An 11,465-nucleotide genomic window follows, 5' to 3' on the forward strand; every position below is an offset into this window, starting at 1 on the left:
TTTAGTTTTGCTATTTCTCTTGACTTTTTCTTCTTCTTTAGCTTTTGCTATTTCTTGTACTTTTTCTTCTTCTTTAGCTTTTACTATTTCTTGCGCTTTCTCTTCTTCTTTGACTTTTGCCTCTTCTTTAGGCTTTACTATTTCTTGCGCTTTTACTTCTTCTTTGACTTTTTCTTCTTTAGGCTTTACTATTTCTTGCGCTTTCTCTTCTTCTTTGACTTTTGCCTCTTCTTTAGGCTTTACTATTTCTTGCGCTTTTACTTCTTCTTTGACTTTTGCTTCTTCTTTAGGCTTTACTATTTCTTGCACTTTCGCTTCTTTTTTAACTTTTACTTCTTCTTTGACTTTTACCTCTTCTTTAGGCTTTACTATTTCTTGTGCTTTCGTTGTTTCTTTCGCTTTTGCTACTTTCTGCGTCTTTACTTCTTTCTTTTCTTTAACTGATTTTTGTACTTTCGCTACTTGCTTCGTTTTCTCTTCAGTTTTCTTTTCAGTTGGTGCTGTACTTGATAGGAAAGAAACGTTTGCATAAGCAATTTTTCCTTTATACTCAAATTCCAACCATCCGTCTTTTACTTGATGCGTTGATTCAATTACATCATCTTTTTTTAGTCTGCCAAGAATTTCTGAATCTGTGTTTGCTTCGGTACGTACATTTAACAAATTCGCCGTTACATGATACACATCTTTTGTAAACTCCGAACTTACAAACACTTCTTTACCGTTCAATTCAATTTTTGACCAGCCATCTTCGGTATTGATGACTTTTAACTCTTGCCCATTCTTTACTTTTTCGACCACTTTTGATTCTGTAGTCGGTTTTTCACGTACGTTAAGTACATCTGCTGTTACGATTGTTTCTGCGGTAGCAGTTGTGGTAAACGCCCCCAATCCAAAAATAGTTGCTGTTGCTGCGCCAATTACTTTTTTCATATTAGCCTCCATTATATTTTTTTGAATTTTATCAAATGTCTCTGTAAAATTGTATAATTTTACATAATATCAAAACATTTGCAACAGTATATTAATACGGCTTAATATACTGTTATTAAAACTCCTTACTCCAATACTATCAAATTCTCATTTCTAATTCTATATATTATAAATCTCCTTATCTTTTATAAAAGCTCCATGCTCTTCTTCACACTAAATAGTTGTAGCAATTCCCGCCAAAAATAAACTTACGATTGCTAAAATTTGAGTAGCGACAATAGCCCCTCTTAAATGAAACTTATAATCTTTATATCCTTTCATACCTTCCGTACTAGGAATCACAACAAACCTTGGAGTAATCCAGCAAAAAATTAGCCAATCAATTATAAGTAAATCTACTAAATTGAAAATCATTAAAATACCAAAATTGTGTAAATAGGCATCCATATACATTAACTTTTCATGCTTATGTAGTATATATGTAGAAACGAAAGGACTACCGAAAAGAATAGTATTATATACAATATTAAAATAAATGCTTTGCTTTTTTTCATGAATCGATTTTGGAAAAACTACTTTTTGAATATCTTTCGGATAATCAATTAACGAAAGTCGAGGATTATAATATAAGGACCCTAAAATCATTACAGATAGTACAATAGACATGATGACACCAACGTACATCATTTGTTCAAATTGATTCATATACTGTATTCACCCTTTTCTGTAATTACTATGATGGTCATTCACTTAATTACATATTGTATGTACGTACACAATCAAAAATTAACAACTAGCTTTAATAGCAAAGCAAAATTGTTGCAATGCAAATGCAAATTTAATACAGTGGAAGCCTAATTGATACAGATAGGATTGGTGAAACCTATGAAAATTGAACATATTGCAATTTGGGTAAATGACTTAAAATGTATGCGTGATTTTTATATAAAATACTTTAATGGTAAAGCAAACTCGTTATACCATAATGAAATGAAACAATTTGAATCTTATTTTATTACGTTCGAATCTGGAGCAAGGCTTGAACTTATGCGTAAAAAAGGGATTGAAAATAAGCCTAATTTAAACATAACTGGCTATGCTCATATGGCTTTTTCTGTCGGTAGTGAAGAACGTGTGAATGAACTAACAAAGGTGATAAAAGATGCTGGTTATCCTTTATTAAATGGACCACGTTTTACTGGAGATGGCTATTATGAAAGTGTAATAGGTGATCCAGAAGGCAATCAAATAGAAATTACGATTTAACTTACCCTTTTTTACCACCTCCATATTTTCCCACGGATTAGGCGGTGCTGTTGCTGAGGTGCCAAATGAGCAACTGCTTACTTTTACCGAAAAGCACTATCAAACATATCAATATTCGCTACTTGGGAGCAACCAGAAGGTGCTGGTGGAAGTATTCGATGGGTGAAGACTTCCGTTTGGCAATGCTCCCCTTTACAAAAGGTGTCTATGTTAATACTCCTGACCTATCCATTAAAAATTGGCCAGATGCATACTTCAGTTGCAACTTTGACCGATTAATGGAAGTAAAAGCGGAATACTTTGCGAAAAATGTCTTTAACTTTCCGCAAAGTATTCCGCTTTTTTAAATTATATATTCCACCTAATATATCAAAATATAAAACATCCATTTTTTATGGGGGTTTTACAAAAAGAGTTTACATAATATAATTATTAGTTGCTTTTTTTACTAAATATCTATTCAGCAATCGAAAGTAACACTTTCTCAAGGTCTTTTTTTAGATAACATACTTTCGTTTATATAGCCATTCTTTTAATTGTACTTCATCCAAAGCTCCGTTCCCCTCTCATAATCCTTCACACTATATTCGCTCGTTTTTCACAAAAGGTTCATTTTACATGAAAATTTATTTATTACAATAAAAATATAAGGTATATTTTTATGAAAAGGAGGAATTCAATAATGAATACAGAGGATAAAATTCACGCTGAAAAAGTGTTAAAAAATCTATTTATCGGATCACAAGTTGATGGATTACAATTTGGTATTTCTCCAGGCGCTATAAAGATTCATTTCACAAACTTTCACGACTCAGTTGATTATGACGGACAATTATATATCAATATCGAATCCAAATGGTGTTTATTTAATAAACCTCAAAAAAGCTATCCATTAAATGAAGATGAATTTGAAGTTTATTCTGAGAAAGAAGAATATGAAAGAATATGTAAGATAAGAAGACAAAAAGTTACCGATATACAACTTGGCTTAGAAAGCCCTCATTTAATTATTACATTAGAGAGTGGACAAATTATTTTTTTAAATGGTTTTCATGATTATTATGAATGTTGACAAGCTGGTGTCCTATGTGAGCAATGGCTTGTAGTCGCTGCACCTGGGAATGAAATCGCCACTTGGGCTCCCGATGAGTTTACCGATAAGTAAACTGTCTTCACGAAGAAGAAACGAAGATATTTTATGAAGTACTATACTAATGAACTACATAATCATTTCTATTACACATAAACAAAATGACGATTTTACTTTAATAGAACTCACTTTATTAAAGTTGAAAGGATGATAATGATGGCATGTGTCCATGATTTTGGAATAATTGACGATTTTACTTCTCAAAAAAATTACGAAGATTATACACCAGAGAAATATCATTGTATATCTGTTGATGATGATATTATCAGTAGTTTAAATCAAAATTTATCAATTATGAAAACCTACTTCCATACAGTCAAAAATCAGAAATACGGTTTAGCTTATTGTGGTATTACAATTATCCCGCCTGAATCATTAGCAATTTTCTATGAAACAGTTACATCCTCAAAGTTCTTCAGAAAATCTGATGAGCTGAATGAGTTAGCTTCAAAAATTGTACAAGCTGCAGCAGAACAGAAGTACATGATCCATTATGGGGTTTAAATGTAATTCAAAAAATGCTTAGGATTTCTCCGAAGCATTTTTTGTATGTTACTAATACATTTATTCCTTAACCATTTAGTCAATGCTTGAGCCTATGGACCCATCTTTTACAAGTGAGGGCGCCCATATTAATCTAAATAAGCGTCTCATTTCCAATCTTCCAGCTAAACCATCTCCCGTGCCCTTCTGTTTCTCCAACCGTTTCACGATATTCGTTTCCGTTAATATAATAATCAATATGAAGGTCACGATCCCACATGTTGTTATACAGGTGGAATACATCACGTTTTGCGCCAATTTCTTGTATTTGTTTTTCTAACTTATGTTTTACTTGTTCTTGTATTTGATTTGCGACGTGTGTATGGAAAATACAAATAACAGCTTCTTCACTTATTTGTTCAATAATAGATGATAATAGCTCTACACCGTCTCCTTCTATTAATTGGACAGATTCATTTTTCACTAAAGATGCAGCTTGATCAAACATCTCAAGCCTTTCTTTATGTTCTGGCCAAATTAAAGCACGTAACCATAAATAATCTTCCTCATTATGTAAATCATTCACATGTAAGTCCAGTCCGATTCTTTCTACGACAGATGGGCTTTCTTTTAGAAAATGCGGTACATTCTTCCCTCTTATTTCAGAAGTTACATGCACATTTGAATTTATATTTCCGTACATTTCATCCGTCCCGTACGAATAACGATATTGGTCCCAGAACAGTTGCAACCCAGAACTTGTCCCAATTTCAATTAACGCTAACGGCTTCTTCACTTTGTTAAATATGTAGCAGAAACTTGGGTATAAGTATGCGCACCGTCTTACTTCATTTGTTTGAACGAGTTTTGTTTGTAACAAAGTAATGATTTCTTCTCGATACTCTTTACAGAAATCTTTAAAATGATTAAAAGCTTTATCTAAATTTGTATCAGCATTTTCAACTAAACTACTATAATACGTTTTTAAATGATGTTCTTTCCCTGCTAGCAATAAATAATGTACTGCACCTAATAGTAAGTTTGGGACTGGTTGACCTACCTGAGCATAGGACGATAGTGTAAGTACTTCCTCATCTTCAGCAATTTTCATTGATAAATATTCATATAAATCACTTGACCCTTTACATTCCTTTATTGAAAAGTTTCGAAATGAGTTCGAAATTTGTTCTTTTGTACACATTAGAGTCCCTCCTTTTTATTTTTCAGAATAATCTTACCATTACAGAAAGAATAATCCCATAAAAAGGTACTCGATTTAGTCACTTAAGGATACGTAAGCTTTTTCGAGATAATTTCAAACTGTAATTTTTTTCTATTTACCACCTTAAAAGAGCTTGTTAAATAAGATTTTTAGCGAATAAAACGTTAAATAGTTTAAAATTATCAGATAACACTAGATATTTTAGTCTATTAATTATTATAATAGAGTATGAGATGGTTATATAATTGAGACAAAAAAGGTATACACCTAGGTGGGGCCTAGGCGGTGTTTCTCTTTTACGGCTTAGACATAGAAAACACCTACACTTTTTTGCCAATATAGGGGAGTGGAGAGATTATCATGAGCAACATGCAGCAAAAAACAAGACGTTATCTTAATTGGTGCAGGAATTATGAGTGCAACGTTAGGCTCATTACTAAAAGAATTAGCACCAGAATGGGAAATTAAAGTTTTTTGAAAAACTCGCAAGTGCCGGGGAAGAAAGCTCTAACGAATGGAATAATGCAGGTACAGGGCATTCTGCGCTATGCGAACTGAACTATACTTCCGAAAAAGCTGACGGATCTATAGATATTAGTAAGGCTGTAAAAGTGAATGAGCAATTCCAGCTTTCAAGACAATTTTGGGCATATCTTGTAAAGAGCAAATTAATTCGTAATCCACAAGATTTTATTATGCCACTACCTCATATGAGTTTAGTACAAGGGGAAAAAAATGTTGAGTTTCTAAAAAACCGTTTTGAAGCGCTTTCAAAAAATCCACTGTTTCAAGGAATGGAATTTTCTGATGCTCCTGAAACATTAAAAAAATGGCTTCCACTCATTATGGAAGGTCGCACATCTAATGAACCGATGGCGGCAACGAAGATTGACTCTGGAACAGATGTTAACTTCGGTGCATTAACACGTATGTTGTTTGATTACTTAAAAACAAAAAATGTCGAGCTAAACTACAAGCATAGTGTCGAAAATATTAAGCGCACGAAAAATGGTTTGTGGGAAGTAAAAGTACACGATATGAATAGTGGTAAAATTGAGCATCATACTGCTAAATTCGTCTTTATTGGCGGCGGTGGCGGTAGCCTACCTCTACTTCAAAAGACTGGTATCCCTGAATCAAAGCATATCGGTGGCTTCCCAGTAAGTGGACTATTTATGGTATGTAAAAACCAAAAAGTTGTAGAGCAGCATCATGCGAAAGTGTACGGTAAAGCTAAAGTTGGCGCTCCGCCAATGTCTGTACCTCATCTAGATACGAGATATATAGACAATAAAAAAGCTTTACTGTTTGGACCATTCGCAGGCTTCTCACCTAAATTCTTAAAAACTGGCTCAAATCTTGACTTAATCGGTTCTGTAAAACCGAATAACGTCTTAACGATGTTAGCCGCTGGTGTAAAAGAAATGGGACTTACAAAATACTTAATTCAGCAAGTTATGTTATCACATGAAAAACGTATGGAAGAATTACGCGAATTCATTCCGAACGCGAAAAGTGAAGATTGGGATATTGTAGTTGCTGGACAACGTGTACAAGTAATTAAAGATACTGATGCTGGCGGTAAAGGAACACTTCAATTTGGTACAGAAGTAGTAAGTGCAGCTGACGGCTCAATCGCCGCATTACTAGGCGCATCACCAGGTGCTTCTACTGCTGTTCACGTCATGCTTGAAGTATTAGAAAAATGTTTCCCAAGCCGCATGGTAGAATGGGAAGAAAAAATAAAAGAAATGATTCCTTCATATGGCATTTCACTAACTGAAAATCCAAGATTGTTCCAAGATCTTCACACTTCTACTGGTCGTACACTTGGATTAAACGAAAAAGAAACTGTTCATAATTAATACAGAAATAAAAAAACGTCCGATATATTCGGACGTTTTTTTGTCTACTAAAAATTATACTTATCAATATTATCTTTCGTAAATACAACTCGTTCTGGTAATACGATAATTCCGTTCCCTTCTGCCTCATAATCATATCCTTGAATGGAGTTTGGCTCTACTTTCACTTTTCCAATTCCTTTTACTTCGAAGCTATCCCCTACTTTTAACTTCTTCCCTTTTACAACAATTTCATTTGCTACATACGTTGCGAGAGCACCTTGTTGTTTTACATCCCATAAACCAAATTGTTGTACTGTTCCTCGTTTTACATAATCACGCATAACGTTCGGTGTAGAAAATCCAGTTACCACTACTTTTTTATCCATTTTTAAGTTTTCAGCTGCCTGCGCCATTGCTGGGAGTGCTGTTGCATCTGGACAAATAACTGCGTTAATATCTGGATACGTTTTTAATATGTTCTCCCCTACGGATAAAGATTTTTGTGCATTATTTTCACCGTACTGCGTCGTTACAATTTCCCAGTTCGGATATTTCTTTTTAATAATTTCTTTCGCTTTCGTTACCCATTGGTTTTGATCCGTTACTGTCGGGCTAGAATAAAAGAATGCTACTTTTCCTTTATCTCCAATTTGCTTAGAAGTCATTTCTATTAATAAGTTAGCAAGTTGGTCTGGTGTTCCTTGGCTTATATAAAAAGAACGATCTTTCGGATTCACATCAGAATCCCATGTTAAGACGGTCATTCCTTTTTTCTTAGCACGTTGTAGTGATTGCGATAAACCATCAACTGATGTAGAGGAAACCATAAGTGCATCATAGTTTTGGTTAATAAAATTATTTATATACTTTACTTGCCCTGATACACTCGCTTCAGACGGCCCATCATATTTCACTTGTACGCCTAGCTTCTCTCCCATCTCCTTTGCTCCTTCACCTCCCGATGTGAAGAAACCAACTCCTGTTAATTTCGGAATAAATGCAAATTTCACATCATCAGCCTTTTTCTTATCTGCCGTTTGGCTAGAACACGCAATTAAACCGATTAAACAAATACATACAATCAATACAATCCCTAGTTTTCTCTTCATGACATTTCCCCCTTATGCAAACTCTGTCTTTTCCCCGCTAAAAATTGATGTAATTTGAAATGTCTCATAATAACTGAAAGAATAAGGATAATACCTATTACTACATTGGATTGTTCATTTGTTAAACCCGTCATTTGCAAGCCATACTGCATGAGCCCAATGAAAATACTCGCCAGTACAGTACCGATAATGCTTCCTTTTCCGCCTGTAATAAGTGTACCGCCTAAGACGACTGCTGTAATGATTGGTAATATTGTTTCGCTTCCTATATCAGCACGTGCAGAACCGAAATATGCAGTTAAGAAAGCTCCTCCTAATCCACCTCCTAACCCAGAAAGTATGTAAGCAATGATTACTACTTTCTTCGTCTTAATCCCGGTGTATTTTGCTGTATTTTCATTCGCACCTGTTAATTGTACGTGGCGCCCATATATCGTTCGGTGAAACAAAATCGTGCATACAATTGTTAATGAAATCAGTAGCCCTAATAAATTGGGTATTCCTATAAAACTACCATTTGCTAGTTGTACATAAGTATCAGGTAAACCGCTTATCCCTTCATATCCAGAAGCACCCGCCCCTCCTGAAATAACGAGTGCAATTCCTCCGTATAAAAACATCGTTCCGAGTGTAACGACTAGTGGTTCTACATCTGTCATTTTTATAATGAGTCCATTTAAAGCTCCTGCTAAGCAACTGACTATAAGTGCCATTATTACTGCTAGTAAAATATGAATCCCATTCATCCAAAACACACCAATTAAAATCGAGGTTAGCCCCATAATTGATCCTACAGATACATCAATTCCTCCTGTTACTATAACAAAAGTCATTGGTATCGCCGCAATTGCGATAAATAGGAAATCATTTGTACTAAAAAGGAGATTACTAATATTTAAGAAATCGCTATTTATAAAACTAAAGAGAATGAATTCTATAAGAAGTAATATGATTAACACACCTTCCCATCTGTAAAAATACTTCATAGATTCATCCTCCTTTCTGCTTTCCACCTCTTCATGACGCTATCTAATATAATAATAAGTAATAGTAAAAAACCTGAAATAGCATTATTCCAAAATGCTGGTATTTTTAAAAAGACGAGTGAGCTACTTATTGTTTCTAAAAATAACGCTCCTAATGCAGCTCCAAATAAAGATCCTGTTCCTCCTTTTAAATGAATTCCTCCTAGTACAGCGGCTGCGATTACTTGTAATTCTAATCCTGTACCTGTTTGATTTGGGACGAACCCGATATTCATAACAAATATGCAACCAGCGAGCGCAGCGCTTATGCCTGAAATCATAAACGCATATATCTTCACTTGATTAACAGGTATACCAATAAGCCTCGCGCCATCTTCATTATCACCTACCGCATAAAAGTATCTTCCCAATGGCACTTTTCTTAAAAAGAAGTATAGTAGTAGTAAAATAATAAGAACGAACCATACAGTTATAGGTAAACCAAGAATGATGATAGATGACAGCTGCTTAAAATCGTTTGGAATATCTTCAATCCACTTCCCGCCTGTGAAGATTAACATTGCACCCCTAACAATTCCTAGCATCCCTAATGTCATAATAATGGCTGGTATCCGAAACTTTGCAACTCCAATACCATTTACGAAACCGATAATGGCCCCAAGTATAATAGCTACAAATATCGACAAGAATGCACTATACCCATTCGTTAACATCATTCCGCAAACTGCTGCACTTAATCCCATGCTTGAACCAACTGATACATCTATATTTTTCGTAAATAAGACGAACGATTGACCGATTGCTAGCACGACTAAAATAACGCTTGATTTCATCAGTAAAGATAACGAGGTAAATTGAATAAAACTAGGGTTTATCATCCCTACAATAGCTATATAAATTAGTAGTAACATTATGATAGACGTTTCGTGCATTTTATACATACGTTTCATTCCGTTACACCTCCGTATGCAAGGCGTGTAACTTCATTCACACTCAGTTGTTCTTTTTCCATATAAGAAACAAAGCGCCCATTTCTCATTACATATACACGGTTTACTAATTGGATAATTTCTTCAACATCTGAAGAGATTAATAAAATTGCGAGTCCTTCCCTTTTCATTTTTTTTATCGTCTCATACACTTCAAGCCTTGCTTTCGCATCAATTCCGCGAGTCGGCTCATCAAGAATAATAATTTTCGGATTACATGCAAGATACTTCGCAAGCACGACCTTCTGCTGATTACCTCCTGATAAAGATGCCAATTCTTTATTCATATTCTGTACAACAATTCGGAACTGTTCTATAAACGAATTAACTAAAGCGCTTTCTTTTTCTTGATTTATAAAAAAGCGATTATTTTGATATAAACTTGCTGCTGCAATATTTTCTTTAACAGAAGCAATTGAGAAAATTCCATTCCTCACTCTATCCTCTGGCACATAAACTAGGCCTTCGTCTAGCCTTTTATGCAAAGAACACGTATCAATTGATTTTCCACCCAATAAGATAGACCCTGATTTTATAGTTTTCAATCCAAATATCGCTTCTGCTAATTCCGTTCTGCCAGATCCTATAATGCCAGCAACACCTACAACCTCACCCGCATGTACAGTGAATGATATATTTTCGAATGCGTGACCATTTATATCAACCACTTCTAATATTTTTTTCGTCTTTGCTGTCTCTTGAACTACTTCTATTTTCTCTTTCTGTTTATATCCTTTTGGCAATAGTCCCTCCATCAGCATGTCATATGTATAGTCACATACATCACCTTGGCTTACAACCATTCCATCACGTAGTATTGCTACTTTGTTGGCAATTTCAAAGATTTCTGGAAAACGATGCGTAATATAAATCATCCCAATTCCTTTTTCTTGTAAACTTTTCATCAACACAAAAAGACTCTTAATTTCGTGTGTTGTTAATGTCGATGTTGGCTCATCTAGAATAAGAATCTCAGCTTCTCTTATTAATCCTCTAACGATTTCTACTAACTGTTGTTGCGCAATAGATAACGATTCTCCCTGTTCATTAAGATCAATATCCCAACTTAAACTGTCAATTAATTGCTGAACTTTTACTTTAAGCTTCTTTCTATTCCCCTTTAATCCAATACATATATTTTCTTCAATGGTCATATGCGGAAAAATGAGCGGTTCTTGTGGTATTAAATAAATCCCTTCTTGGTGTGCTTCTTTTGGATTTGCAAACTGCTGTCTCTTTCCTTTCACATACATTTCTCCACTATCATACGAATATAACCCCGTTAATATTTTCATTAATGTCGATTTCCCGGCGCCATTTCCACCAACTAAAGCGTATATATCACCATGCTCTACTTGTAAGTTCACTTCCTTTAGCACAAGTTGATTCGAAAACGCCTTACTCATTTTCTTCACTTGTAATAAGGGCACATTCTCCACATGATGTCACCTGCCTTTACCCAGAACATTTTTTGAGAAAA

General features: G+C 34.6%; 9 protein-coding genes and 3 pseudogenes. 5 read left to right on the forward strand and 7 right to left on the reverse strand.

Annotation, left to right across the window (positions count from 1 at the left end):
- Together HMPREF1014_RS32165 and HMPREF1014_RS14770 are read right to left on the reverse strand one after the other, a co-directional pair.
- Positions 1-933, reverse strand: a 933-nt coding sequence (locus tag HMPREF1014_RS32165) for an SH3 domain-containing protein (RefSeq protein ID WP_009327103.1), incomplete at its 3' end; no start/stop codon positions are given.
- Positions 934-1,146: 213 nt separating this feature from the next.
- A complete protein-coding gene (locus HMPREF1014_RS14770; protein ID WP_001071230.1) occupies positions 1,147-1,638 on the reverse strand; it encodes a hypothetical protein in 492 nt (163 codons plus the stop codon).
- A gap of 180 nt (positions 1,639-1,818) precedes the next feature.
- On the opposite strand from HMPREF1014_RS14770, the gene HMPREF1014_RS14775 reads away from it, so the two are divergent.
- From HMPREF1014_RS14775 to HMPREF1014_RS14790, 4 genes and pseudogenes are all read left to right on the forward strand, one after another.
- Positions 1,819-2,199: a VOC family protein gene (locus tag HMPREF1014_RS14775; RefSeq protein WP_000687546.1), complete on the forward strand. Its 381-nt coding sequence runs from the start codon at positions 1,819-1,821 to the stop codon at positions 2,197-2,199.
- 4 nt (positions 2,200-2,203) lie between these two features.
- A pseudogene (locus tag HMPREF1014_RS14780) lies at positions 2,204-2,546 on the forward strand (BBE domain-containing protein); the annotation flags it as partial.
- A gap of 335 nt (positions 2,547-2,881) precedes the next feature.
- Positions 2,882-3,364: pseudogene (locus HMPREF1014_RS14785) on the forward strand (hypothetical protein).
- Positions 3,365-3,502: 138 nt separating this feature from the next.
- Positions 3,503-3,853: a hypothetical protein gene (locus HMPREF1014_RS14790; protein ID WP_001999997.1), complete on the forward strand. Its 351-nt coding sequence runs from the start codon at positions 3,503-3,505 to the stop codon at positions 3,851-3,853.
- A 133-nt stretch (positions 3,854-3,986) separates the two neighbouring features.
- Here the strand turns inward: HMPREF1014_RS14790 and HMPREF1014_RS14795 are convergent, their stop codons facing one another.
- Complete coding sequence (locus HMPREF1014_RS14795; RefSeq protein WP_000337444.1) at positions 3,987-5,033, reverse strand: DUF2332 domain-containing protein; 1,047 nt, start codon at positions 5,031-5,033, stop codon at positions 3,987-3,989.
- Between the two features lie 381 nt (positions 5,034-5,414).
- Here HMPREF1014_RS14795 and HMPREF1014_RS14800 point away from each other — a divergent pair.
- Positions 5,415-6,919: pseudogene (locus HMPREF1014_RS14800) on the forward strand (malate:quinone oxidoreductase).
- A gap of 47 nt (positions 6,920-6,966) precedes the next feature.
- Here the strand turns inward: HMPREF1014_RS14800 and lsrB are convergent.
- The 4 genes from lsrB to HMPREF1014_RS14820 are packed head-to-tail and all read right to left on the reverse strand — an operon-like array spanning position 6,967 to position 11,424.
- Entirely contained in the window at positions 6,967-8,010 is a 1,044-nt protein-coding gene (lsrB, locus tag HMPREF1014_RS14805) for an autoinducer 2 ABC transporter substrate-binding protein LsrB (protein WP_000823656.1), read from the reverse strand.
- Entirely contained in the window at positions 8,007-8,996 is a 990-nt protein-coding gene (locus HMPREF1014_RS14810) for an ABC transporter permease (RefSeq protein ID WP_000873524.1), read from the reverse strand. The genes lsrB and HMPREF1014_RS14810 overlap by 4 nt, the downstream gene beginning before the upstream one ends.
- A complete protein-coding gene (locus HMPREF1014_RS14815; protein ID WP_000827683.1) occupies positions 8,993-9,946 on the reverse strand; it encodes an ABC transporter permease subunit in 954 nt (317 codons plus the stop codon). Before HMPREF1014_RS14815 ends, HMPREF1014_RS14810 begins: the two co-directional genes overlap by 4 nt.
- On the reverse strand, positions 9,943-11,424 hold the full coding sequence (locus HMPREF1014_RS14820) for a sugar ABC transporter ATP-binding protein (RefSeq protein ID WP_000432632.1): 1,482 nt from the start codon (positions 11,422-11,424) through the stop codon (positions 9,943-9,945). Before HMPREF1014_RS14820 ends, HMPREF1014_RS14815 begins: the two co-directional genes overlap by 4 nt.
- Positions 11,425-11,465: the final 41 nt, after the last annotated feature.

The organism is Bacillus sp. 7_6_55CFAA_CT2 (genome assembly GCF_000238655.1).
Lineage (GTDB): Bacteria > Bacillota > Bacilli > Bacillales > Bacillaceae_G > Bacillus_A > Bacillus_A cereus.